General features: G+C 65.5%; 21 protein-coding genes and 1 pseudogene. 10 read left to right on the top strand and 12 right to left on the bottom strand.

The features are described from left to right. Positions 1-954, bottom strand: a complete 954-nt coding sequence (locus F6B93_RS06405; RefSeq protein ID WP_246541024.1) for an alpha/beta hydrolase — start codon at positions 952-954, stop codon at positions 1-3. Further along, positions 933-1370, bottom strand: a complete 438-nt coding sequence (locus F6B93_RS06400; protein WP_211698342.1) for a DUF4267 domain-containing protein — start codon at positions 1368-1370, stop codon at positions 933-935. The genes F6B93_RS06405 and F6B93_RS06400 overlap by 22 nt, the downstream gene beginning before the upstream one ends. A gap of 268 nt (positions 1371-1638) precedes the next feature. Here F6B93_RS06400 and F6B93_RS06395 point away from each other — a divergent pair, with 268 nt between their 5' ends. The 4 genes from F6B93_RS06395 (at position 1639) to F6B93_RS06380 (ending at position 6881) form a co-directional block, all read left to right on the top strand. Further along, positions 1639-2850 carry an IS110 family RNA-guided transposase gene (locus F6B93_RS06395; RefSeq protein WP_211697462.1) on the top strand — a complete coding sequence of 404 codons (1212 nt, stop codon included), beginning with the start codon at positions 1639-1641 and terminating at the stop codon, positions 2848-2850. 73 nt (positions 2851-2923) lie between these two features. Then, on the top strand, positions 2924-4615 hold the full coding sequence (locus F6B93_RS06390) for a patatin-like phospholipase family protein (protein ID WP_211699307.1): 1692 nt from the start codon (positions 2924-2926) through the stop codon (positions 4613-4615). 72 nt (positions 4616-4687) lie between these two features. Next, positions 4688-5383, top strand: a complete 696-nt coding sequence (locus tag F6B93_RS06385; protein ID WP_246541023.1) for a DUF732 domain-containing protein — start codon at positions 4688-4690, stop codon at positions 5381-5383. A 10-nt stretch (positions 5384-5393) separates the two neighbouring features. Beyond that, positions 5394-6881 (top strand): protein adenylyltransferase SelO, encoded by a 1488-nt coding sequence (locus tag F6B93_RS06380; protein WP_211698340.1) that lies wholly within the window; start codon positions 5394-5396, stop codon positions 6879-6881. Here F6B93_RS06380 and F6B93_RS06375 read toward each other — a convergent pair. From F6B93_RS06375 to F6B93_RS06365, 3 genes are read right to left on the bottom strand one after another with little or no spacing between them, the layout of a single operon-like run. Then, positions 6787-7809, bottom strand: coding sequence for a DUF808 domain-containing protein (locus tag F6B93_RS06375; protein ID WP_211698339.1), 1023 nt, complete (start codon positions 7807-7809; stop codon positions 6787-6789). The genes F6B93_RS06380 and F6B93_RS06375 overlap by 95 nt on opposite strands. Continuing rightward, positions 7806-8825, bottom strand: a complete 1020-nt coding sequence (locus F6B93_RS06370) for an NADP-dependent oxidoreductase (RefSeq protein ID WP_211699306.1) — start codon at positions 8823-8825, stop codon at positions 7806-7808. The genes F6B93_RS06375 and F6B93_RS06370 overlap by 4 nt, the downstream gene beginning before the upstream one ends. Positions 8826-8836: 11 nt before the next feature. Continuing rightward, positions 8837-9967, bottom strand: a complete 1131-nt coding sequence (locus F6B93_RS06365; RefSeq protein WP_211698338.1) for an acyl-CoA dehydrogenase family protein — start codon at positions 9965-9967, stop codon at positions 8837-8839. An 80-nt stretch (positions 9968-10047) separates the two neighbouring features. Here F6B93_RS06365 and F6B93_RS06360 point away from each other — a divergent pair, with 80 nt between their 5' ends. Continuing rightward, entirely contained in the window at positions 10048-10524 is a 477-nt protein-coding gene (locus F6B93_RS06360; RefSeq protein ID WP_211698337.1) for a winged helix-turn-helix transcriptional regulator, read from the top strand. Positions 10525-10541: 17 nt separating this feature from the next. Here the strand turns inward: F6B93_RS06360 and F6B93_RS06355 are convergent, their stop codons facing one another. Next, positions 10542-12818, bottom strand: coding sequence for an arylsulfatase (locus F6B93_RS06355; RefSeq protein WP_211698336.1), 2277 nt, complete (start codon positions 12816-12818; stop codon positions 10542-10544). Positions 12819-13053: 235 nt separating this feature from the next. Between F6B93_RS06355 and F6B93_RS06350 the strand changes: the two genes are divergently transcribed. After that, positions 13054-14484, top strand: a complete 1431-nt coding sequence (locus F6B93_RS06350) for a PE family protein (RefSeq protein ID WP_211698335.1) — start codon at positions 13054-13056, stop codon at positions 14482-14484. A 14-nt stretch (positions 14485-14498) separates the two neighbouring features. On the opposite strand, the gene F6B93_RS06345 is transcribed toward F6B93_RS06350, so the two are convergent. Then, positions 14499-15482, bottom strand: coding sequence for a lytic transglycosylase domain-containing protein (locus F6B93_RS06345; protein WP_211699305.1), 984 nt, complete (start codon positions 15480-15482; stop codon positions 14499-14501). A gap of 177 nt (positions 15483-15659) precedes the next feature. Next, positions 15660-17060: a triacylglycerol lipase LipY gene (gene lipY / locus F6B93_RS06340; protein WP_211698334.1), complete on the bottom strand. Its 1401-nt coding sequence runs from the start codon at positions 17058-17060 to the stop codon at positions 15660-15662. A gap of 199 nt (positions 17061-17259) precedes the next feature. On the opposite strand from lipY, the gene F6B93_RS06335 reads away from it, so the two are divergent. Beyond that, positions 17260-18126, top strand: a complete 867-nt coding sequence (locus F6B93_RS06335) for a VOC family protein (protein ID WP_211698333.1) — start codon at positions 17260-17262, stop codon at positions 18124-18126. Positions 18127-18133: 7 nt separating this feature from the next. Here F6B93_RS06335 and F6B93_RS06330 read toward each other — a convergent pair whose 3' ends face one another. The 4 genes from F6B93_RS06330 to F6B93_RS06315 are packed head-to-tail and all read right to left on the bottom strand — an operon-like array spanning position 18134 to position 21181. Further along, positions 18134-18679: a TetR/AcrR family transcriptional regulator gene (locus tag F6B93_RS06330; RefSeq protein WP_211698332.1), complete on the bottom strand. Its 546-nt coding sequence runs from the start codon at positions 18677-18679 to the stop codon at positions 18134-18136. Then, positions 18663-19109, bottom strand: a complete 447-nt coding sequence (locus F6B93_RS06325) for an SRPBCC family protein (protein WP_211698331.1) — start codon at positions 19107-19109, stop codon at positions 18663-18665. The genes F6B93_RS06330 and F6B93_RS06325 overlap by 17 nt, the downstream gene beginning before the upstream one ends. A 47-nt stretch (positions 19110-19156) precedes the next feature. Further along, complete coding sequence (gene glsA, locus F6B93_RS06320) at positions 19157-20116, bottom strand: glutaminase A (protein ID WP_211698330.1); 960 nt, start codon at positions 20114-20116, stop codon at positions 19157-19159. A 3-nt stretch (positions 20117-20119) separates the two neighbouring features. Then, a complete protein-coding gene (locus F6B93_RS06315) occupies positions 20120-21181 on the bottom strand; it encodes a zinc-binding metallopeptidase family protein (RefSeq protein WP_281426140.1) in 1062 nt (353 codons plus the stop codon). A 350-nt stretch (positions 21182-21531) separates the two neighbouring features. On the opposite strand from F6B93_RS06315, the gene F6B93_RS06310 reads away from it, so the two are divergent. The 3 genes and pseudogenes from F6B93_RS06310 to F6B93_RS06300 all read left to right on the top strand — a co-directional run bounded on the left by F6B93_RS06310 (position 21532) and on the right by F6B93_RS06300 (position 24117). Continuing rightward, complete coding sequence (locus tag F6B93_RS06310; protein ID WP_211698329.1) at positions 21532-21906, top strand: DUF732 domain-containing protein; 375 nt, start codon at positions 21532-21534, stop codon at positions 21904-21906. Between the two features lie 373 nt (positions 21907-22279). Further along, positions 22280-22438, top strand: a pseudogene (locus tag F6B93_RS23695) (hypothetical protein); the annotation flags it as partial. 1262 nt (positions 22439-23700) lie between these two features. Next, positions 23701-24117 carry a hypothetical protein gene (locus F6B93_RS06300; protein ID WP_211698328.1) on the top strand — a complete coding sequence of 139 codons (417 nt, stop codon included), beginning with the start codon at positions 23701-23703 and terminating at the stop codon, positions 24115-24117. Positions 24118-24325 lie beyond the last annotated feature (208 nt).

The following is a 24325-nucleotide window of genomic DNA, read 5'->3' as shown; positions in this document are numbered from 1 at the left end:
CTACAGCGCGCGCAGTCGGCGGACCCGATCGGCGATAGCGCGCCGCGACACGTCGGCAGTGGCAGCCATCGCATCGAAAGCATGCGGACATCCGGGGTGCAGATGCATTTCGGTGGGGGTGCCGGCGACCGCCAGCCGGTGGGCGAACATGAGGTCTTCGTCGCGAAAGATGTCGAGGTCGCCCACGTCGATATAAGTCGGCGGCATGCCGGCCAGATCCGTCGCACGGGCTGGTGCGGCGTAAGGCGAGACGTCGTCTGAACCGACACGCTCACCTAGTAGCGCGGTCCAGCCGGTGACGTTGTCGTCGTACGTCCATGTCAAGAAGGGCGCCACCTCCGGGTCACGCACCGGCGGGCGGTCGTCAAGCATCGGATAGACCAGCAACTGAGCGGCGATCGACGGACCGCCACGATCACGGGCCCACATACACAGACCCGCTGCCAGGCCCCCGCCGGCGCTGTCACCCATCACTGCCAGGCGATCGGGATCGACTCCCAGCGCTTCGGCATGCTCGGCTAGCCACAGCAAACCGGCGCAGCAGTCCTGAAAGGGAATCGGATCGGGAAACTCCGGCGCCACACGGTAGTCCACCACCAGCATCGGCACCCCCGAGGCGGCAACATAGCCGCGCACCAGCCAGTCGTACAGCCTACTCAGGACAGAGAGGCCGCAAATCATGCCGCCGCCATGCACATAGAGCGCCGCGCTACCCGGCTGCGTGGACCCGGCACGCCGATACCAGTATGCCGGCAAGGTGGCGCCGTCGGCCGTTGTCAGCGCGAACTTCTCGATCTCAACCCCATCGGCCGCGGGCGGCGGCGCCCACAACTCCTCGAGCATGTGACGCGAGTTCAGCCGTCGGGTTGCCACGTCACCGACCCGAGGAAGCTCCGCGGGGGGGTCACCCCGCAACGTGGCGAGTTCCGCTGCTACCTGGAAGTCAATCCGCACATAAGCTCCTGACTCTGAACGTCATTCGCGTGACTGCCCGCGAACTCGCTGCGCCGCACCGCGCCCCACACGCCCACACCGATACCGGCGACGGCGCCGCCGAGGCCGACGAGCGCCTGGAAACGCTTCATTTCGTGGTGAACGCTGAGCCCGCCGAGCAGATCCGCAGCGTCGGCGCCGGCAGACGCAAGAAACCAGCCTCGGGTGTTCTTACCCCGCAACGCCGCCGTCGCCAGGAGCCCGCCGATGAGGGCGTCGCGGTAGCCCATGGATCGCAATAGCAGTCGCGCTGTCGCTGACGACTCGTCAGGATCTCCGCCCCAGAGCCGATTGGCCCGGACCGGGTCGGCGAGGAACGAAAGGCCTGAGGCGAATCGGATGCTGCCCGCAACCAAGGCGGCACGATCGATGGGCATGGCCCGCAGCCTAATGGGAATGGATCGGCGGGGCTTCCATCGGTAAGGGTTCGGTTGGGAGAGGCTGGTCTGAGAGCCACCGGCCGGTGAGCACTTCTGCAGCCTGAAGCGAGTGTGGACTTCTACGACTAGATCGTGCCCCGGTCGGATGGTGGGGTTGCCCGTAGCGCTGATGGGATGTCGTGCCGGTGTGGAGCACTGATCCATTAGGTTGCCGCCCGGGCGCCCTCGGCTCATCCCACAACCGGAAATCGGAGGAGGACATCGGGTGATTTTCATCGGAGACGACTGGGCCGAAGACCATCACGACGTGCATGTGATGGACCAGGCCGGTACGCGGTTGGCGTCACGGCGGCTCTCTGAAGGCCTGACCGGCGTTCGCCAGCTCCACGAGCTGATCGCGGCGCACGCCGAGGAGCCAGGTCAGGTGGTGATCGGCATCGAAACCGACCGGGGCTTGTGGGTGGGCGCCCTGGCGGCGGCCGGCTATCAGGTGTTTGCGATCAATCCCCTGGCGGTGGCCCGCTACCGCGATCGCCACCACGTCTCGGGAGCCAAATCCGATGCCAGCGATGCCAAACTGCTGGCTGACTTGGTGCGCACTGATCGACACAACCATCGCTCGCTCGCCGGCGACAGCTCCACCGCTGAAGCCATCAAAGTTCTGGCCCGCGCACATCAGAACCTGATTTGGGCACGCACCCGCCACACCAACGCGCTGCGCAGCACGTTGCGGGAGTACTACCCGAGCGCACTGGCGGCTTTCGAGGACCTCGCCCACGGCGACACCCTGGAGGTGCTCAGGCGCGCCCCTACCCCAGAACAGGCCACCCGGCTGAGCCTGCCAGCGATCCAGTCTGCGCTCAAACGCGGCGGGCGCCAGCGCTATATCGCCGCCCGCGCCCGCGAAATCCTCGCCGCGCTGCGCACCGAGCAGCTATCGGCACCCGCAGCGGTCAGCGCCGCGTTCGCGGCCAGCACCCGCGCCGCGGTCAGCATCATCGCAGAGCTCAACCGCCAGATTAACGAGCTCGAGGCCAGCCTCGCCGACCATTTTGAGACACACCCGGACGCCGACATCTACCTCTCCCTGCCAGGACTCGGCGCTGTACTCGGCGCCCGGGTGCTCGGTGAGTTCGGGGACGACCCGAATCGCTACACCGATGCCAAGTCTCGCAAAAACTACGCCGGAACCTCACCTTTGACTGTCGCGTCGGGCAAGAAACGCGCCGTGCTGGCCCGCCACGCACGCAACCGCCGTCTCTACGACGCCATCGACCAATGGGCCTTCTGCGCCCTGGTGGCCAGCCCCGGCGCCCGCGCGTTCTACGACCAACACCGCGGCGCCGGCGACACCCACCACCAAGCCTTACGCGCCCTAGCCAACCGTCTCGTCGCCATCCTGCACGGCTGCCTACGACACCACACCCGATACAACGAACACACCGCCTGGGCACACCGCACCCCAACTGCCGCTTGACACCTTAAAACCCTGGGATGTCTAGTCCTTCCGGTCCAGGGCAAGCACAGGCGACGTGAGAGGGTTGATCCTCATGCAGATCCCCTTCGCCGACGGGATGTTCGATCGCCTAGGGCGGCGCGCGGCGGCACTGGACCTGATCGAGGAGATCGAGGACGAGTCACAGCAACCCGGTGCATCCCTCAGCGCTGCCGAGCTACTGGCCGCCGAGCCGGCCCTGCTGCTGCAAAAGATGGAAAACCGGCTGGTCCGCCATCACCTGTCCAATCCGGACGTGTTGAGCGATGAACAGCTGCGCAAATTGCGGTACATCCTCAACTTCGCCAGACTGGCCGACTTCGAGCCGGGGGCCGCTGGCCCGGGCGGCAGCCGCGGACGCGGCGACATCTCGCTGGGCGCCCAGGTCGCGCCGTGGCGGTCCAGGGTCGCCGACGCCCTCTACGGTCCGCTGCGCGAAGAAGCAGATCCGGCGACAGCTCTGCGAGCGGCCAGAGACGTGCTGGCGAGTCTCGTCGACGACCAGGACGATCAACGGCGCGTCCTCATCGAACGCCACGCAAATGACTTTGCGCCCGCCGAACTCGACGCCGAGGTCGGCTACAAGAAGCTCGTCACCGTCCTCGGCGGCGGCGGTGGTGCGGGTTTCGTCTACATCGGCGGTATGCAGCGGCTGCTCGAGGCCGGGCAGGTTCCCGACTACATGGTCAGCTCGTCGTTCGGATCGATCATCGGCAGCCTCGTGGCCCGCGCCCTGCCGGTGCCGATCGACGAGTACATGGATTGGGCCAAGACGGTGTCCTACCGCGCCATCCTCGGCCCCGAACGGCGCCGCCGCCGCCACGGCCTGGCCGGCATGTTCGCGCTGCGTTTCGACCAATTCGCCCATACCCTGCTCAGCCGTGCCGACGGCGAACACCTGCGAATGTCAGATCTGGCAATCCCGCTCGATGTCGTCGTCGCCGGGGTGCGAAGACAGCCGTACGCAGCACTGCCGTCCCGGTTCCGCCGGACCGAAATGGCCGCGCTGAAGCTGCGGTCGCTTCCGTTTCTGCCCATCGGCATGGGTCCGTGGGTGGGAGCGCGCATGTGGCAGGTCGCTGCCTTCATCGATGTGCGGGTGGTCAAACCGATCGTCATCAGCGACCACGACGAGACGCGCGACTTCAACGTCGCTGACGCTGCCTCGTTCTCGTCGGCCATCCCCGGCGTGCTGCACCACGAAACGAGCGACCCGCGAATGATCCCCCTGCTCGACGAGCTCTGCGCCAGAGAGGACATCGCGGCGATGGTCGACGGTGGCGCGGCAAGCAACGTCCCAGTCGAATTGGCGTGGGAACGGGTCCGCGACGGGCGCCTTGGCACCCGCAACGCGTGTTATCTGGCTTTTGATTGCTTCCATCCCCACTGGGACCCCCGGCACTTGTGGTTGGTCCCGATCACCCAGGCGATCCAGCTGCAGATGGTGCGGAATCTGCCCTACGCCGATCACCTCGTCCGATTCGAGCCGACATTGTCGCCGGTGAACCTGGCGCCCACCGGGCCGGCCATCGATCGCGCGTGCAGGTGGGGGCGCCGCAGCATCGAGCCAGCGATTCCGGTGACATCGGCGCTGTTGCAGCCAACGTGGTGGGAAGGCGACACCCCGCCAGCCGCCAAGCCCACGGCACCCGAGAAATCCGTCGCGTCGTCGATGAATGCCGTGATGGGGGCCATTCAGGTGCCAACGAGCCGGTTCCGGCGGTGGCGAGACCGTCACCTCACCTGACGGGTTCGCATCCCGACGCGGGTCACATTCCCAACGTGGGAGAATCGTCGCACCCTCGCTACCATGACCGTCATGGCCGAGCCGAGCCCGGCTGCCGACGACACAACCGCACTCGACGGTGGCGACACCGTGGCGGTGCCCAATTCCCCCATTGCCGACTCCGCGAGCGTCGCGTGGTCGAACACCGATGAACGCGACGACGGCGGCAGCGATCTGGGCGATCTGGGCGATCTGGGCGATCTGGGCGATGGCAGTGATATCGCGGACATCGCGAGCATCTCGAACGAACAAGTCACCGTGCCAGAGTCCTGGCGCTCTACGTGGGGACGAGCTGCCGCGCTACTTCTGGTCGGTCTCGGTGTGGCGGGGGCAATCGTCTTAGGGCATTGGGCGGTGACACGCGAGCCGTCTCCGACAAGAGCGGTGCAGGCCTCCACGCCAACCCCATCGACGACAACGCCACCGCCGCGCGCTGAATCGATCGCATCCACCCCCGAGCAGGACAGCAGGTACATTCAAGCCCTCAACGATCGGGGCATCTCGTTCGCCAACCCCGGCGCCGCCACTTTCAACGGCAAGACGGTATGCCAGAACATCGGCCAAGGGATGACAGTGCAACAGGTGATCTCGGCATTTCGTGCGAGCAGCCCGGCATTCAGTGACAACGCCGACGACTTTGTCGCCATCTCCGTTCGCGCGTACTGCCCGCAGTACGCCAACGCCGTGGGCGGGCCTGACACGGAACCCCCGGCCGCCGACTCCCCGTAGTCTCGGTGACGTGAGCGTTGCCCCGGATAAGACTCTGACCCTGCAGGACCGGTTCTGGCGCGAGTTGCCAGAGATGGCCGTCCGATGGCAAGCGGAGGTGCCGCCGGATCCACAGCTGCTCGTGCTCAACGAGCCGCTCGCGGCGGATCTTGGCTTGGACGCCGCCTGGTTGCGCAGTGCCGACGGGCTGCGATTCTTGGCGGGAAATCTGGTTCCCGCCGGCGCAGTTCCGGTGGCCCAGGCCTACAGCGGGCATCAATTCGGTGGCTTCGTCCCGCGATTGGGCGACGGGCGCGCACTGCTGCTGGGCGAGTGCGTCGACCGGCATGGATGCCTGCGCGACATCCACCTCAAAGGTTCCGGACCTACGCCGTTCGCGCGCGGCGGTGACGGCCTTGCCGTGGTGGGCCCGATGCTGCGCGAGTACGTCGTTAGCGAAGCGATGCACGCTCTGGGCGTCCCAACGGGGCGCGCCTTGGCCGTGTTGGGCACGGGGCGCCGGGTAGAGCGCGACGGGCAACTGCTGCCGGGCGCCTTGCTGGTGCGCGTCGCCAGCAGTCACTTGCGCGTCGGGAGTTTCCACTATGCCTTCCAACTCACCTCGGCGACAGGTGATCTGAAGCCGTTGCGGCGCCTTGCCAATCATGCGATCGCCCGCCACTATCCCCGCGCCGCGGAGTCGCAGCGCCCCTACCTGGCTCTGTTCAAAGCGGTGGTCGAAGCCCAGGCGTCACTGGTGGCCCGGTGGATGCTGGTCGGCTTCGTCCACGGGGTGATGAACACCGACAACATGACGATCAGCGGCGAAACGATCGACTATGGACCCTGCGCATTCATGGAAGCCTACGACCGTGAAACGGTCTTCAGCTCAATCGATTTCTGGGGACGCTATGCCTACGGCAATCAGCCTGCCATCGCCGAATGGAATCTCGCCCGGTTCGCTGAGGCGCTCCTCCCCCTGCTCGCGGACCCCGCGTCTGGCGACCCTGACGAGGCAATCACGCTGGCAGAGCAGGCATTTGGTGGATTCCAGCAATACCGAGCCGACTGGTCCTCAGGCCTACGAGCCAAGCTTGGCTTGTCAGAAGACGTCGAGACCGACGTCGTCACGTCGTTGTTCGACGAATTGCAGCTCCTGCTGACCGAAAGCCGCGTCGACTACACCTCGTTCTTTCGCCACCTTGGCCAGGCTGCCCGCGGCGGGGCCGAGCCGGCACGCGGAATGTTCGTTGACCTCGCGCGATTCGATGAGTGGTTGTCGCGCTGGCTAGCGCTGGGTCCCGACGCCGAATCGATGGACCGCGTCAACCCGATCTACATTCCGCGCAACCATCTCGTCGAAGAGGCGCTGACGGCAGCGACCGCCGGCGATCTTGATCCGGTCAACAAGCTCCTGGAGGCCGTCACTGACCCCTACAACGAACGGGCCGGTTTTGAGCGCTACGCCAGCCCTGCCCCCGCGGATTTCGGCAGCTACCGAACCTTCTGCGGCACGTGAGACGATCTCGCCGGCCGTAGGGCGACAGCCGAAGCAGTGCGACAACGAGAACCGCGAGAGCACCGACTGTAACGCCGATCATTGCGGAGATCCCGGTGTTGACCAACCAGGCCAGCACGCTACCGACGGACTCCACGCTATGGCGAAGCTGGTCTTCGGCGTGGTGAACCAGAGCGGATGGGGTGCGCCAACCGAGGTGGTCACTCTGGACGAGCAGGATGTGGCCGCCGACCCAGAGCATCGCCACGGTCCCGATCGCCGAGAGCGCCGAGAGCAGGGTTGGCATGCCGGCGACCAGCGCCCGGCCGACGATCTGCGCGAAGCCGAGTGTGGATTGCGTGAGGCGCAACCCAATGTCGTCCATCTTCACGATGGCAGCGACGACACCGTAGACCGCAGCGGTGATGACCACTGCGACGATGACCAGGACGATGAGCCGCCGCAAGAAGGCTTCGTCGGCGACCTCGCTCAGAGCGATCACCATGATCTCCGCCGACAGGATGAAATCCGTCCGAATCGCGCCCTTGACGAGTCGGTCCTCATCGCGGGGTGCCGCACCCGCGCCGGTACGACCGCGGAGGGCGTGCCATGCCTTCTCGGCGCCTTCGTAGCACAGGTAAGTGGCGCCCAGCATCAGGACGGGGCCCAACAGCCACGGCACGAACTGACTGAGGAGCATTGCTCCGGGCAGGATAAACAGGAGTTTGTTGCGCAGTGAACCCATCGCGATGCGTTTGATGATGGGCAACTCGCGCTCTGCGGTGATCCCGTGGACATACTGCGGCGTCACGGCCGTGTCGTCGATGACCACGCCGGCGGCTTTTGCAGTCGCGCGAGCGGCAGCACCGCCGATGTCGTCGATCGAGGCCGCTGCCAGTCGTGCAAGAACTGCGACATCATCGAGAAGGCCGAACAGGCCCCCACTCATTGCGTCTCCGCGTCGATTTCCAGAATCAACTTGCCGGTGTTGTGACCACGAAATAGCGATAACAGGACCTCAGGAAAATCGGCGACGTCGCCGTTCACAACCTGTTCCCGCGAGCGCAGCTCGCCGCTGCGCAGCCAATTCGCCAGCTGCACAACGGCTTCGCTGTATTGGTCGGCGTAGTCGAAGACGACGAAGCCGGCCATCGATGCGCGGGCGACCAGCAGCTGCATGTAGTTGGCCGGCCCACGCAGTTCGCCGCTAGTGTTGTACTGCGAGATGGCGCCGCACAGGACGACGCGGGCGCCACGGGCCAGCCGCGAGAGAGCAGCCTCCAGCGCCGTTCCCCCGACGTTGTCGAAAAAGACGTCAATACCGTTGGGGGCGTGCGTCTTCAGCTGCTTGCGCAGATCGGTTGCCTGGTAGTCGATGGCGGCATCGAATCCCAGCTCGGCTAGGAGCCATCGACACTTCTCTTCGCCGCCGGCGATACCGATCACCCGGCACCCGTGGATCCGCGCAATCTGGCCGACGATGCTGCCCACCGAGCCGGCGGCTCCGGAGACGACCACGGTCTGTCCGGGTTGTGGGCGGCCAACGTCGAGCAGCCCGAAATAGGCTGTCAGTCCGCTGACCCCCAGGACGCCGAGATGTGCCGGGGCGGGCGCAACGGTCGTGTCGACCGCAGTCACGCCGCTACCGTCGGAAAGCGCGTAGCGCTGCACCCCGAAGACGCCATACACGTGGTCACCGGCCGCGAAATCCGGGTGCCGCGAATCGATGACGCGCCCAATGCCGCCCGCGCGCATCACCTCGCCGATCTCTACCGCGGGCACATACGACCGCCCCGCGTTCATCCACGTCCGCATCGCCGGATCGATGGACAAGTACTCGACCCGCACCAGGAACTCGCCGGCCCCCGGGCTCGCGACGGGTTCGTCGGTGACCTCCCAATCCGAGGACTTCGGCAGGCCGATCGGGCGGGCCGCCAGACGGCACACCCGGTTGACTGGCGGCACTTCCACCCCGGTCACAGCATCGACACGTCGCCAGGCTGGCCGAGCAGCAACCGGCCCGGCAGCTCGCGGGACGCCGCGTTGACCTGGAAGTGGGCGGTGGCGGTGTGTGCGTCGCGGAACCGGCGTTGCAGCGGTGAGCTGTCGTAGATCGCGCTGCCGCCTGCCAGGTCGTACATGGTGCGCACCACGTCGGCCGAGGTACGTACCGCATGTGTGGCAGCCAGGCGCAGCCGGTTGCGCGTCGCCACCGGCACTGCCTCCGGATCCTGGCTGGCCTGCCAGGCCGCCTCGATCGCCTCGTAGAACAGCGCGCGAGCCGCACCCAGCGCCGACTCGGCCGTGGCCACCGCCGCTTGGGTCGTCGAACGTTCGCCCAGGGTGCGCGTCGCCCCCAACCCTTTCTTGCCGCAGGCAAGCTCGACGAGATCGTCGATTGCGGCGCGCGCATTGCCCAACGCCGCCGCGCCGATCGACAGGGCAAAGAACCCGAATATAGGAAAGCGATACAGCGGCCGGTCCAGGGTTGGTCCGTCAAACACCGAGCACACCCGATCGGCGGGCACGAAGACGTCCTCAGCCACGCTGTCGTGGCTGCCCGTGCCACGCAGGCCCAGCGTGTGCCAAGTGTCGAGGACGACCAGGTCGGCTTTGTCCAGTGCGACGACGGAGGGCACCCGCCGCTCGTCGACGAAGCAGCCGGCGAACATCATGTCGGCGTGGTTGATCCCGCTGCAAAACGGCCAGCGCCCGGACACCACGACACCACCATCGACCGTTTTCGCGATGCCGCGCGGCGCCCACACCCCCGCCGCGATACCCCGCCCGCCGCCGAACATCTGCTCGCGGCTGGACTCCGGCAGGTAGGCGACCAGCAAGGCGCTGGTGATCGCGATCGACACGCACCACCCCGCCGATGCGTCGCCGCGGGCCACCGCTTCGGCGCACCGCAGCGCCGGCGCCGGCGCCAGTTCGAGTGCGTGAACCTCGCCTGGCATGGTGGCGCGCAGCAGGCCGGCCTCGCTCAGACCGGTCACCAGCTCGTTGGGGAGTCTCCGGTCGCGGTCGATTTCCGCCGACATCTCCTGTGCTGACAGCGCGATCTTCTCGGCAAGTAGCTCGATCTCAGTGTCGCTTTGGTTCATCGCCGGCTCCTGATGACTGGGCTGATGCAGCCAAGTTACCACCTCGGTTCAGTGATTGAACCAGGTACAGTTGGTAGACCATGGCCGCTGCCGACCTGTCCCACCGCTTCGCAGGTGAGTCGGTCGGGCGCGCCCTCGAATTGGTGGGCGAGCGCTGGACGCTGCTCATCCTGCGGGAGGCGTTCTTCGGGGTGCAGCGCTTCGGTCAGCTCGCGCGCAACCTCAACATTCCGCGGCCGACACTGTCATCGCGGCTGCGGATGCTCGTCGACGTGGGCCTGCTTGACCGGGTGCCATACTCCCGGGAGCCCGAGCGCCACGAGTACCGGCTCACGTCGTCCGGCCGCGACTTGTTTGCCGCGATCGTCGTCCTCATGCGATGGGGAGACCAGCACCTGCCGAACCCCGACGGACCACCGATTGTGTTGCGCCACCACCCGTGCGGCCAGCACGTCGATCCGCGCTTGATGTGCGCCCACTGTGGCGAGCTGATCACCGCGCGAAATGTGACTCCCGAAGCCGGGCCGGGCTTCCGCGATCGGGTCGCATCGCCGTAGCGCTGGCTGCTGGTGGCTTACTGCCGGCGCATTTCTGCCGCGGCTTCGGTGCGCCTGGTGTCCGGATCCTCGTCATCGACAAGCTGGATTTCGAGTTTGTGGAGCTTTCCGGCGAACGTGAACGGCGCGTCGTAACGCGAAGAGACGGCCGACCCGTGGTTGAAGCCGATGCTGGCGCCGATCGTCGAGATAATCCGCATGAATGTCGCCGAGGTGACTGAGCCGGCCGCTTGCCCGTTGACCTCGATGCCGATCGCGCCCGAGCCGTCCTGGCCGCGCCGCACGTCTGCGACCAGAGTGGCGTCTCCGTCGGGGATTGCCATGTTGGATTCGACGATCGAGTGCGTGTCGAATGCGTTGTAATCCACCACCAGCCTGTCGTTCTGCACGAACACCGAGATACCTGCGTTCTCGTTGCCGGTGGAGAACAGCACGCCGTCCTGGCCGGCGCTGCGCGTGATGTGCGCCGTGAGACGAAAGCCGCGACCAGCGATAGCCGGGCCGGCCTGCATCGGCAGCGGCGACATCGGCGGCCGATAGACGTAGTGCTCGTCGGGCGGGTGTGGTGAGTTGGGGCGAAATCGGGGCCCGAACAATTCCATCGTGCGGTCATCGAGTGGCAGCACCCCGTTTTGTTCGGCCTCGCTCCACCAGAGTTCGATGAGTTCCTTGAGCCGTTCGGGTTGTTCGCCGGCCAGGTCGACGCACTCCGACCAATCGGTGGCCAGGTGGTACAGCTCCCAAGGCTCGGTGTCGAAGTCGGCGCCGGGTACGTGTTTGCAGACGGCTTTCCACTCGTCAGCGACGATCGCACGGCTGCCCATCATCTCGAAGTACTGCACCGAGTTCGTTGCCGACGCACCGGGATCGTCGATGACACCAGCGAACGAGTGGCCCGTCACCGGCAGCTGCTCGATACCGCGGTAGGTCTGTGGCGGCGTGATGCCGAGGAGGTCATAGATCGTTGGTGCGATATCGGAGACGTAGACGAACTGATTGCGCATCGTTCCCCGTTGATCCGCGGCGATCCGGTCTGGGTAGTGCACGATGAGCGGCACGTGGACTCCGCCCTCGTGGGTGTTCTGCTTGTACCACTTGAACGGGGTGTTGCCGCACTGTGCCCAGCCCCACGGATAGTTGGTGTGGCTGTGCGGGCCACCGATGTCGTCGAGACGATCGATGAGGTCATCGGGGGTGTCCAGGGCGCCATTAAGGATGCTGTTGAAGAACTGCATCTCGTGCAGGACACCAAATGGGCCTCCTTCTTGAGAGGCGCCGTTGTCGGCGAGCACGATCACGATTGTGTTGTCTAATTGACCCAGCTCGCGCAGGCCCTCGATCAGGCGGCCAATCTGATCGTCGGTGTGATCGAGGAACGCGGCGAACGCTTCCTGCAGACGGCTGGCCAGCTTGCGTTGGTTCTCTCCGAGGCCGTCCCAGGGGTCGACGCCGGGATTGCGTGGGGCCAGTTGGGTTCCCTGCGGGATCACACCGGTTTCGAGCTGACGTTCATAGCACCGCTGCCGAGCCGCATCCCACCCGTCGTCATACTTGCCGGCGTACTTGGCCAGGTAGCTCTCGGGCGCCTGGTGCGGTGCGTGTGTGGCGCCGAAGGGCACGTAGAGGAAAAACGGGCGGTCGGGACGGACACCTTTTGAGTCCGCCACCATCTTGAGAGCCTGATCGACCAGGTCTTCGGAGAGGTGGTAGCCGTCTTCGGGGCGACCCGGCGGGTCGATGGGATGGTTATCGCACACCAATTGCGGGTGGAACTGGTCCGTCTCGCCATCGAGAAAACCATAAAAACGATCGAAACCGCGGGCCAGGGGCCACTGATCGACCGGGCCAGCCGCCGAACACTGCTCCGTCGGCGCGAGATGCCACTTGCCCGCGCAGAATGTGGCGTAGCCCTCTTCGCGCAGCACCTCGGCGATCGTTGTCGCGTGATTGCTGATGTGGCCGAGCTGGTTCGGAAATCCGGTGAGCATATTCGCGACGGTCCGCATGCCCACGGCGTGCTGGGAGCGACCGGTCAGCAACGCCGCGCGCGTGGGTGAACACAGCGGCGTCACGTGAAAGTTCGTGAACTGTAACCCGTTGGCCGCCAACGCATCGACATTCGGCGTGTCGATGTCCGAGCCGTAGCACCCGAACTGCGCGAAGCCGGTGTCGTCGAGCAACACCACCACCACATTGGGGGCATCGGCGCCCGGATGCGGGGGCTCGTCATACCACGGCTGTGAATCGGCAACAGTACGACCGATCGTTCCTTCGAAACGAGATGCTCGCACCATCCGCAGGTACCCCTCTCAGAAATCGTGATACACCAGTCCGATTGACGCTGAATCTCACACTGACCCCTGCGCACCGACAGGACACCAGATAGTTAGATGATATAGCTAATCATGCCAGTAGCGTGCCGGCGCACCTCGGGAACCTACGGCCCGAACGTCTCCGGAAACTGCCAGGTGTCGTGCCGCACGACGATAGACTGAGCCCACCACCGGCCAGTGCTCCTGGGAGGACACGATGTCCTATCTCATCGCTGCCCCGGAATCACTGGCGGCCGCAGCAACGAATCTGGCGGGCATCGGCTCGGCGCTGGCTGCCGCGAATGCGACTGCCGCGGGCCCGACCGCGGAGATAGTGGCTGCCGGTGCCGATGAAGTGTCCACAGCTCTCACTGCGGTGTTTTCGGGATACGCGGATAGCTATCAGGCACTCAGCACCCAGATGGCGGACTTTCACCAGCAGTTCGTCCAGTCCTTGAGCGCTGCCGGGGGCTCCTACACCGCCGCTGAGGCGACGGCCAACGCCTCGCTGCAAAGCATCGAGCACAACGTGCTCGCGGTGATCAACGCGCCAACCCTGGCGCTGCTCGGACGCCCGCTGATCGGCGACGGCGCCGCCGGAGGTCCGGGGCAAAACGGTGGGGCTGGCGGGTTGTTGTTTGGCAACGGAGGGGCCGGCGGAGCTGGTGACGCCGCCAACCCCGCCGGCGGCGCTGGTGGGGATGCCGGGCTGGTTGGCAACGGTGGGGTCGGCGGGGCCGGCTTTGGCGCCCTCGCCGGCACCGGGGCCAACGGTGGGGCCGGCGGCGCCGGCGGGCACGGCGGCTGGCTGTTCGGCAACGGCGGCGCCGGTGGCTTCGGCGGGGCCGGCGGCAGCGGCCCTTCCGGCACGGCGGGTGGTATGGGCGGGATCGGTGGCATCGGCGGTGGCGCCGGCCTGTTCGGTGCCGGCGGGGCCGGCGGCAACGGCGGGCAGGGAGGCCTCGCCGGTACCTTCGGCTTCCCCGGCGGCGCCGGCGGGAACGGGGCCGTCGGCGGGCACGGCGGGTGGCTTTTCGGCGACGGTGGCACCGGTGGCACCGGCGGCACCGGCGGCATGGGCTCCTCCGGCGGCACCGTCGTCGACGGCGGCAACGGCGGCAACGGCGGCACGGGCGCGGCGGGCGGGCATGGCGGGTGGCTGTTCGGCAATGGCGGCGCCGGGGGGGACGGCGGGCTCGGCGGCGACGGTGGCGAAAGGTTCCTCGGCGGCAAAGGCGGGGCAGGAGCACAAGGCGGCGCCGGCGCCGGCGGCGGTGCCGGCGCGTTGCTGTTCGGCAACGGCGGCGCTGGCGGCAGCGGCGGGCTAGGCGGCGCCGGCGGCATCAGCACCGGCGTGGGTGGCACGGGCGGAAGCGGTGGCAACGGGGGCACGGGGGCTGCCGGCGGGGGCGGTGGGTTGTTGTACGGCGACGGCGGCACCGGCGGTACCGGCGGCCAAGGCGGCGCTGCCGGCACCGGCGCTACCAACGGCGTTGGCGGCAATGGCGGCAATGGCGGCAACGGCGGCAACGCCCAGCTGATCGGCAACGGCGGCAACGGCGGTCCCGGAGGCACCGGCGTCGCTAACGGGAACGGCGGCAACGGCGGCAACGGCGGGCTGTTCGGCGCTCCCGGAACGCCCGGCTAGCTAGCCCCTCTCACCTACTGCGGGTGCGTTGCCACATAGTCGGCGACGGGGATCCGATGGGTCGCGACGTAGCCGGTCGGCAGAAGCACATCACCCGAGCTGGTGAGGTAGTAGATGTCCCACCGGTAGTAGCCAGCCAAAGCTGCCGGATCGCTGGCCATCACCGCCGCGTAGTCATTGACCGCCGCAACGTAATGGCTCGAGTTGTTGTAGCGGAAGATGGCATGGTCATGATCGTTGGCGAAACCGTTGGCGGCAAGGTAGCGGCCGGCGGCCATGATGGCATCGTGCGGCGAGCGAATGTCGCCACCGGCGCCGTATTCGGCGAACGTCGACGGCAAGAACTGCATGGGACCCTGCGCGCCGGCGGTACTCACCCCAGCGATGCGGCCGAAGCCGGTTTCGACCATGTTGATCGCAGCCAGATAGTTCCAGCCGACGCCAGTCGCCGCCTCGGCCTTGCGGTAGTAACCCAGCAACGCGTCGCCGCGCGTCGGCGGGACGATGCGCCATGCGGGCAACGTGTCCTGCACATCTGCCTTGCTTAGTGCGGTGAGATGCCGACGCGCGCTGACGTTGCGATCGTAGGTTTCGCGCAGCGGTTGCGGAATTCTCGGTCGCACGATCGAATCCCACTCGGGGTGGCGTCCGATGGCGCGGTAGGCGACCTGCTGGCGGCGCGCAGCCGCCAACAGCACGGCCCCCGACGACGACGGATTGCGCAGCGCCTGCTCGTCGGCGCTCAAGTCGGCGGCCAGGCGGGCGGGGTCCGCCGCCAGCATCGGCCGTGCCGGGTACGTGGTGGCGACCGGAGACAGCGTCACCGCCCACGTTGCAGAGGGCACCGTGCCCGACGTTGTGGCGGTCCATAACCTGCTCGGTCCCCCGAAGGCGACCAGTCCCAACGTGATCGCGGCGGTCACAGTCGTAGCCCACCGCAGCACGCAGGTTCGGTGCGCGACACCGTACCTCGGCCGGGTGCGGTCCGCCTTCGGCATCCCTACCCCGTCGCCAACGACGTTGTCTGTCTCGTCCATAGGCTCCACCTCAGCGATACGGTGTGCGGGCCGACACCGTCGGCTCCGGCTTGGGTTCCGCCCCTATCTTCGCTGGCTGGGCGCCGATTGCCGCGAATTGACGCGCGCGGATCGCGGGTTCCCCGTCTCAGAACGCGGTCAAATGCCGAGTTGCTGGTAGATCTGCGGGAGGTATCGGAAGCCGTCGAGGGTGAGCAGGATCCAGACGTGTATTTGGCCGTTAGCCAGAACGAAGTTGACCGGGGCCCCGGCGAGCGCAGCCGCTTGCTGGAGGACGAATACGTCGGGCGAGAGTATGTCGAGGTTGCCCGAGTAAACATACGTCGGCGGGAGCCCGCTGAGGGTGCCGAACAGCGGACTCACCACCGGGTCGTTGACCGGCAGATTGCCTGCCCACACCTTGCCGATCTGTACCGCAGGACCAAACGGGAGCAGCGGATCCTGGACGAACGCAATATTTGGATTGGTCATTCCGAGATCTAGCCACGGAGACACCAGAACCACCGACGACGGCACCGGGGCAGCCTGGTCAACGATGTATTGGACGGAAGCCAGTGCAAGGTTGCCGCCCGCGGAGTCACCGGTCACGCTGACGTTCGAGGCCCCGTGTAGACCGATCTGCGTGGAGATGAGGTCAGCCATTGCCGGGACCACCGTTGCGGCGGTTCCGCCTTCCTGCAGCAACGGGTAAATCGGCACTTGCACGGTCGCGCCGGTCTGATGGGCCATCACCGAGTAGTTGAGCCAGTGCACGATTGAGGGCGGCAAGACGAACGCGCCACCGTGAATGGCGACCACCTGTTCGCCGGTTGGATTGGCCGGCGTGATGTGGACGACACTCATCCCGTCATGACTCGTGTACTGGACCGTTTGTCCCAGCAGCAAATTCAACAACGGCGGCGGGGAGTTGCCGAGAAACCATGACAGCGGCGGGACGTCGCTAGCAAGCAGCGCCAAGAGTGGCGAACTTGGAATCGAAAGTTGAGATTCGAGTCCGGACACACCCAACAGGGATTTCACCGGCCACAGTGCAGCGATTTCAAGTCTGGTGGGCAGTGACGGTAGGCCGGTGAAGGTCCCTGTCTGCGTTGCCGGGAACGCCGGAGCCGCCGGCGCCCCGAAGATTTCGGTGAAGACGGTGCCGAACGCCCGGGTGAAGCCGGAGGCCAGCGCCGTGGAAGTCTGCTGAATCTCCTGTTGAACGACGGCGACACCGGTCCCCATGGTCGTGGCGAACTCGGCCTGCAGAAGCGATGCGTTGGCTACCTCGGCTGCGGCATAGGCCCCAGACGCGCGGGTCAATGCCTGCACGAACTGCCCGTGAAAAACCGCCGCCTGCGCGCTAACGGCTTGATAGCCCTGGCCGTGGGCGGAAAAAAAGGCCGCGATCGCCGCTGACACCTCGTCCTCGGCAGCAGCCACCACCCCCGTGGTCGCACCTGCAATGCCCTGGTTTGCGGTCGCGACCAGCGAACCAATTGAGGCCACGTCCGTAACCGCGGCGGACATCATCTCCGGCAGCGCAACAACATAAGACACCGCACAGCTCCCACCAGCTCGGGGCAACCCCTCGAGTTGCCCGGCCACTACCCATCGCCGAGTAGCCGGAGCTTAAGCCCCCACCGCCGGCTCGTACAGCAATTTTCCTCAAATCTCCGAGATCTGAGATTTCAGACGGATGCACCATCATCATCCGGGTCTCAGCGAGTTGGCGTAGAGCATCAGCCATGCTGAGTACGTGTTCGACGCACTCGACCACGTGATTCTCGCCGTGCGCGACCTCGAGGACGCCACCCGCCACTACGCCACGCTGCTATCCCGGAGCCCCTCGTGGCGCGGGGATCATCCCGGCTGGGGCACGGCGAACGTACTGTTCCGGCTGAACAACACCTACATCGAACTGATCACACCGTATGGCGATGGCCCCCTGGGGCGCACGGTCGCTACGCAGTTGGATCGACGAGGCGAAGGCCCCATGGGGCTGGCGTTCGCCACCTCCGATCTCGACACTGCGCACGCCCAACTGGCCGCGAACGGCCTTGAGCCGTCGCCCGTGGCACCCGGTCTGGGCCGCGACACCGACACAGGGCAGGTCCGGCGCTGGCGCAGTGTGCTGCTACCGGATACTCGCACCCGCGGGGTGCTGATGATCGCGATTGAGCACGAGTCGCCGGATCGCCTGCCCGAGGCGCAACCAGTCGGATCCAAGGACGCGATTGTTAGCGGCATCGATCACGTGGTGGTTCACACGTCTGACGCGGATGCCGCAATCGCGCTCTACCACGAGGGGCTCGGTCTGCGTCTCGCGCTCGACCGCAACTTTCCGGACTGGGCCATGCGACTCGTGTTCCTGCGGGTGGGCGCAGTCACGGTCGAGATCGCGCAGCCACTGCGCGACGCCCAGCTCCCGGCCCGAACCGATCAGATCTGGGGGCTCTCCTGGAACGTTCCGAGCGCCGATGCCGCGCGAACACGGCTAGCGGCAGCCGGGCTCGACGTCTCCGAGGTCCGCCCAGGACACAAGCCCGGCACCCGCGTGGCCACCGTAAAAAGCGGTACGTGCGGCGTGCCGACGCTGTTGATCGAGGCCGCTGAGCCCGCGTAGCAGCCAGTCAGCGTGTTCGTCGAACCAGATCCACAAAGGCCTGCGCCGCCGACGTCACGCCCGCGTCGTCGTCGGTGGCAACCAGGTCAAGCAACAGTCCGCGGGTGACGGCGAGTCCCAGACGCACCAACGCGGGGTCGCTCGTCCCGCCTGCCGCCGCGTGCACCTGGGACAGCCACAAATCCACGGCACCGGGCACCATGCGCGCGAAGGGCTCCTCGCCCTGCACTCCACGGGAGTAGCACTCGAAGAAGAGGCGCTCGAAGGGCCGCAAATCAGGCTGGCGCAAGGTAGCCCACATTGCAGCGAAACCCTCGGCCGGATCAGTCGGCACGTCGGACAGGATGGCCATTTGGCGGCGCTCGACTTCCTCGACGATTGCGAGCAGCAATTCGTCACGGGACCCGAAGTGGTGCAGCACCATGCGGTGACTGGTGCCGACCGCAGCCGCCACGGCACGCAGCGACCGGTCGCCGACGCCGCCAGCCGCAAACTCCTCGATGAGTGCGTCGAGTAGCTGCCGGCGTCGCGTGACGTCAGGTGTGCGGGCCAAGGGCGTGCCGCAGTTGCTCGCTTCGGTCTTTGAGGCCTTGGGCCTCCATGTCGAGGTAGCGGCGTGTGGTGCGGCGCATGAGTCGGCCGATCACTGCGCCGACGGGTCCCCGCTGGTGGAGCTCCTGTCGCACGAGCGTCCGACCATCGGCCATTGGCGTCAGCGTGTGATGAGCCAGGGTCGTGCCGCCGGGGGAACGTTGCGCCCAGGTCCACGACCCTTCGGGGACGAGGTCCGTCACCTCCCAAATAAGCGGGGGCATCTTGGGCTGTTTGATCCGGAAGCGTCTCCCCACCGCGATGCCGGCTCCGTCGAGGGCTACCAGCCGGGTGACTGAGGCGGTCCATTCGGGCCAGCGCTCAACATCGGTGAACACCTCCCACACCAGGGTCGGCGGCGCGTCTATGGTGACGTGGCTCTCAACAATCATGTACCAAATGGTACATGATTGTTGGCTTGGCGGCTAGCGGCGCGCTGCTATTCGTTGCGGGGCGGGACGTTGAACAGCCCGAGTTGCAGAGTGTGCGCGATCTGCGCCACCGCGGCCTGCGCCCGCACGCTGTTACCTGCCTCGTCCAACGGCGGCGAGAACGCTGCGATCGCCAGCTGACCCGGCGCCACGGCGACCAGCCCACCTCCGACGCCGCTCTTGGCCGGCAATCCCACGGTGTAGGCCCAGTCGCCGGAGCGCGTGTACACGCCTTCCATCGCCATCTGGGCCAGCACGTGGGCAACGTTGGCGCGCGCGATGACCTTCGTACCGGTGAGCGGGTTGGACCCGCCGTTTGCCAGCGTCGCCCCCATCACCGCCAGATCCACTGTCGTGACCAACGTCGAGCACTGCCGCGTGTAAATGTCGCAGGCTTCCATCGGATCGCAGTAGATGTATCCCCCGTCGCGCAGCAGCCAGGCGATTGCGCGATTCCGGAAGTTGGTGGCTTGCTCCGAGGCATTGATTGCTTCGCTCATCGAGATCGGACGCCCGGCGAAATCGCCTTGCACTCCTAGGATCTGGCGCCAGCGGTCCTCGGCGTCGATGGCCTCCACCAGGCTGATAGTCGATATGGCGCCGGCGTTGACCAGTGGCGACATCGGTTTGTCATTGTGGAGCTCCAGGGCCAACACCGAGTTGAAGGGATGACCGGTCGGGTCCACGCCGACCTTGCCGCGGAACTGCTCGGGGCCACGCTGTTCGATCACCAACCCGAGCGTGAACACCTTCGAGATCGATTCCAGCGCAAATTCGTACCGTGCGTCACCGGCGGTGAATATCTGTCCGTCCACGGTCGCGACGCAGACACCGAACAGTTTCGAGGGCACCTGGCCCAGGATCGGGATGTAGCTGGCGTTCTTGCCGCCCCTCTTGCTCTTGTGCTTCTTGTGCGCGTCGACAACAGCCTTCTTGATCCGATCGGTGGAGATAGCACTAGGAGCCATGGTTCAACCTTGTCTAGCGGCAGCATGATCAACGGCGGTCGTCGTGACCACCTGATGGATGAAGCCGAGCTTGTCGACCACTCGCGGCGGCAGCGAGAACGGGTACAGATCATCGCGGCCCATGGAGTGGTTGACGCGGTTCAGCACACTCGACAGTGGCATCCAGTCCCCGATGATGTCGGCAATCGTGGCATCGGCATAAGACACTCGGGCATCTATCTCTGCCTTCAGGTCCCACGTGACCCTGTTGGCCTGCAACACGAGGCCCGAATCTGCAATTGTGGCAAGGGTTCCCGTGATGTGCAAATAGTGTGCGAAGGTCTCAGCGAAGTCCTCCCACGGGTGCGCGGTCGCATACTCCGAGATATAGGTCGATTGCCAGTCTGGCGGGACAACGCCGCTGTAGTGGCGTTGCAGCGCGGCCTGGTAGTCCTCGCGCTCATCGCCGAACATCGCTCGCGCGTGCTCGGCCAGTGGCGTGTCTTGGACGAGAATCATCTCGTAATAGTGACCGACCTCGTGTCGGAAGTGACCCAGCATGGTGCGGTACGGCTCTTTGAGGCGGATTCGGAGTCGCTCCCGGTAGAGCTCGACCGACTCGTCCAGATCGATGGTGATCACTCCGTTTGCGTGTCCGATCATCACTGGGCCGCCCAACGATTTACTCGACAGCAGATCGAACGCCAGTCCGTCCTCGGCTTGGTAGTACGGCCGGACCGGCAGTCCCAGGTCCATCAGCTGGAAAATCAACCGTCGCAACGCCTTCAACGTGTTGTCGAGCTCACCCAGCGCCTCACTGTCGTCGGGTGCCGGACTCCGCCGGACGAAGCTGTCGGGAAAACACCGTCCCCCTCCGCAGTCACCGGCGGTGAGCCAGTTACAGCCGCGCTCCCAATGCGAACACCGCACCCATTGACGCTCGTCGACAACCACGCCCGCTCGCCCCGAGACGGAGAGCATCTGGCGTGATGGGTAGTGGTAACCCACCGCCGTCCCACACGCCAGGCAGCGTTGCACCTCGAAGCCGACCGGCTGCCTGCACTCTGGGCACCTGAACGCGCGCACGGCTCAGGGCTTGGTTTCGACGTCTGACCGGACATGGGTGCGCGGCCACCAGAATTGATCCCGCGGATCCACAGTGAGCTTCGATTTGGTACTCATCGACTCTCCCAGTCTGCGCTCACCAACCACGGAGTCTAGGTCAGCGGCCGAGCTTACCGGACTCACAAAACTCCTGGTCTGGTTGGCAGGGAACAGGCAGCACCACCCCGCCGCCAAAACGCCCTCTACCAGGCCAAGGTTGGCCGAGCGCCAGACCGTTACTTCGGCGTGCTGTCACCGTGACCGTTGTGTAGGACGGTTTGCACGGCTGACGTGATACACGCAGCCGCTTCACCTAACTCGAAGAAGGGAAAATGACCACGCAAATGACGTACAACAGGCGAAAATCGCGCGTGACCCGTCAAGCAGTGATGCTGTTGGCCAGCCTGATTGGTGCTGCCGCGCTGTCCGTTGCGCCGGCGAACGCCGATACCAGCGACCGGCTATTCCTGGGCGCCCTGGGTCTTGCCGGCATTCCGTTTTCAGATCCGCTGGCGGCCACATCACTGGGGAAGTCGGTCTGCCCGATGATGGCCAAGCAGGGCGCAGATATGTCTGCCATTGCGGTAAACATGAGCAACAGCGGCATGTCGCCGCTGATGGCCCGGTTGTTCACCCGCACCGCAATATCGATCTACTGTCCCCAGCTGATGTCGAAGTTCATTACTGGCGACTTTGTCGGCATATAAGTCGGTTCAGCGGTGCTGGTGTCCGCTGACGGACGTCTGCCTCGGAAGGTCCCCACAAGGGTGTGGCGGGCCAGCCGGGGCAGAGAGCGGCCTGTGCTGAAAGTCTCGATCCAGGCTTGAATATCGAGGGCTTGCCGGCCTGCTGGCGCACCGCCTGAAGTATCAAGCGACCCTTCCAGGGCGAATACCACCCTTTCGGGTCTCGGCTTAAACTCGCCCAGGTGGGATCAGATGAACTGCAGGTCGACCTTGGCGAGCTCGGAGTTGCGGCACGTCAGTGGCAGGGACTCAGCGCCCAACTCACCACAGGAGCGGCACCGGCGTCGGGCCAGCCGTCTCAATCCACCGGGCGAAGCCGATGAGGGTGGTCTAGATGCCACTAACCCTGTCGCAGATTCGAGCATGGGGCACCGAGCACCTGGTCAATGCAGCGAGCTATTGGAACAAGACCGCCGATCAGTGGGAGGACGTGTTCCTCCGAATGCGGAATAAGTCCCACACCATCGCGTGGAAGGGCGCTGGAGGTGACGGGCTGAGGCAGCGAACCAGCACCGACCTGTCCATCGTTAGCGGCAAAGCCGACCAGCTGCGTCATGCAGCCGGGATTGCGCGCCACGGCGCCAGCGACATCGCCGCAGCGCAGCGGCGGGTGCTTTACGCCATAGAAGACGCCGAGAATGAAGGCTTCAACGTCGGAGAAGACCTCTCGGTCACCGATACCCACACCAGCCGGACAGCGGCAGAACGAGCTGCCCGCCAAACCCAAGCTCAAGCATTCGCCGCTGACATACGCCTACGCGCCGCACAACTCGAGGGGGCAGAGCACAACGTTGCGGGCCAACTAAATGCCACTACCGCCGGTCTAGGCAACGCCGAATTTTCCCCAGACTCGGACGCGGATAATCGTGGAGTTCAGCTCGTCGACTTCAATAATCAGGGCGGTGACCCTCCGGCCAGCCCCAGTCCCCAGATGCCTATTGACCCGAGAAACCCCTTGGTCGGCGACGAGCGGTTTGGTTATTGGGAAAACGTAGTCCCGCCGCCCTACGTGGGAAAGAACCCACCTCCGCCACGGACGGGCCACCGCTCGATGGAAGGTCTCCCCGGAAAGGGTCCGGCCGGGCCATCAGGCTTCTACATTCCCGGCGGTAGGACGTGGGCCGACGACAACGCTCCGCCGTTTGCAGACCTGCAAGAGCAATACCGCTTCCGCATCTCGGGAGTGGACTACACCAGCTACACCCGCATGGTCGACGGTCAGCAGCAGCAATGGGTTCAATACACCTATGAGGCTCAGCGGTACACGCAGGTCTCGTTCGGCGGCTCGCTGTGGGCGCCCAAGGGTCCCAATGAGATTGCTGGTGTGCCCGGTGGTGTGACGACCGGTGGCCTCGCCGGGATAAACCCGCCACCAAAGATTAGCCCTTGGCAGCCGATCACACCTCCCCAAATGGGGTCGCTATCGGCAGCAAACCCCGATGTTACCTACTACATACCGAATGGTTGTGGTGGTCAATTCACTTTCCGCGGCGGTATTCCCGTGGGTGGAACCCAACCGCCACCGATGCCCCCGATCATGATTGCAGGACCCTGAGGGCGCAACAGCGACCGAGGCCATATCCATTACCGTCATAGGACGAATTAGATTGCAGCAATACGCTTTACAGGAGTTCGGGACACAATGGTGCTGTTCATCAAGAAAGCAGGCATGAGGGCGTGACAATGCTGGCGAGTTGGCCCCTAAGGAAGCGCTTGATTTGGGCGTCTACTGGCGTGTTGCTGATCGTCTGTAGCGTGACAGCCGTCTGGGTGCTGCGGCAGCGCGATTCGCACGACGATTGCGCAGCAGTTGAACAGCTCGGACGTCAGTGGATCGCGATGTCGCAATCAGTGACTGCCTTGGAGAACGGGAGTGGAGAACACCAAGACCTCATTGCCATTGCCGACAAGGAAGCTGCCATGAGCAACGATATCCAAGCGGCAGCAAGGTCGGTTTCCACTCCGGCATTGCAGGATCAGTTGGGGAAATGGGCACAAGGCACCGCGCTGTTGGCAGACATACAGCGGGACTCTGCCAACCGACCGACGCCATCCAACCCTTCAGCAGTCGAGGATGCGAACTACTACCGCGCAGCCGTGATGACACACGAGGCCACGCAAGCCCTGCTTGAGGCGTGCCCAAACATGCCTCACAGGCCACCAACTGACTGAATCCCCTACTAGCGCGACGATTTGTGACTCAAGAGGTCGATACCAGAGTTGGAGCCGAGCCGTACGTCAAGAAATAATCGCGGAGCAGTCTGTCGGCCCCACAGACCGACCGCAGGCCACGCGCCGCGGCCGTTGGAATCCCGCGGCCACCAGTCATAGGAGGCCAACGAAAATGTCACCTTTGGTGCTGGCCCTCAAGATTGCGTTG

Source organism: Mycobacterium spongiae, assembly GCF_018278905.1.
Lineage (GTDB): Bacteria > Actinomycetota > Actinomycetes > Mycobacteriales > Mycobacteriaceae > Mycobacterium > Mycobacterium spongiae.
This window is presented reverse-complemented; position numbering and strand designations above follow the sequence as displayed.

Bases quoted from the DNA above. Each gene is read 5' to 3' on its own strand.
- F6B93_RS06400 (WP_211698342.1), bottom strand. From the start codon at position 1,370: ATGCCCATCGATCGTGCCGCCTTGGTTGCGGGCAGCATCCGATTCGCC.
- F6B93_RS06390 (WP_211699307.1), top strand. From the start codon at position 2,924: ATGCAGATCCCCTTCGCCGACGGGATGTTCGATCGCCTAGGGCGGCGC.
- F6B93_RS06385 (WP_246541023.1), top strand. From the start codon at position 4,688: ATGGCCGAGCCGAGCCCGGCTGCCGACGACACAACCGCACTCGACGGT.
- F6B93_RS06375 (WP_211698339.1), bottom strand. From the start codon at position 7,809: ATGAGTGGGGGCCTGTTCGGCCTTCTCGATGATGTCGCAGTTCTTGCA.
- F6B93_RS06365 (WP_211698338.1), bottom strand. From the start codon at position 9,967: ATGAACCAAAGCGACACTGAGATCGAGCTACTTGCCGAGAAGATCGCG.
- F6B93_RS06360 (WP_211698337.1), top strand. From the start codon at position 10,048: ATGGCCGCTGCCGACCTGTCCCACCGCTTCGCAGGTGAGTCGGTCGGG.
- F6B93_RS06355 (WP_211698336.1), bottom strand. From the start codon at position 12,818: ATGGTGCGAGCATCTCGTTTCGAAGGAACGATCGGTCGTACTGTTGCC.
- F6B93_RS06350 (WP_211698335.1), top strand. From the start codon at position 13,054: ATGTCCTATCTCATCGCTGCCCCGGAATCACTGGCGGCCGCAGCAACG.
- F6B93_RS06345 (WP_211699305.1), bottom strand. From the start codon at position 15,482: ATGCCGAAGGCGGACCGCACCCGGCCGAGGTACGGTGTCGCGCACCGA.
- F6B93_RS06325 (WP_211698331.1), bottom strand. From the start codon at position 19,109: ATGATTGTTGAGAGCCACGTCACCATAGACGCGCCGCCGACCCTGGTG.
- glsA (WP_211698330.1), bottom strand. From the start codon at position 20,116: ATGGCTCCTAGTGCTATCTCCACCGATCGGATCAAGAAGGCTGTTGTC.
- F6B93_RS06310 (WP_211698329.1), top strand. From the start codon at position 21,532: ATGACCACGCAAATGACGTACAACAGGCGAAAATCGCGCGTGACCCGT.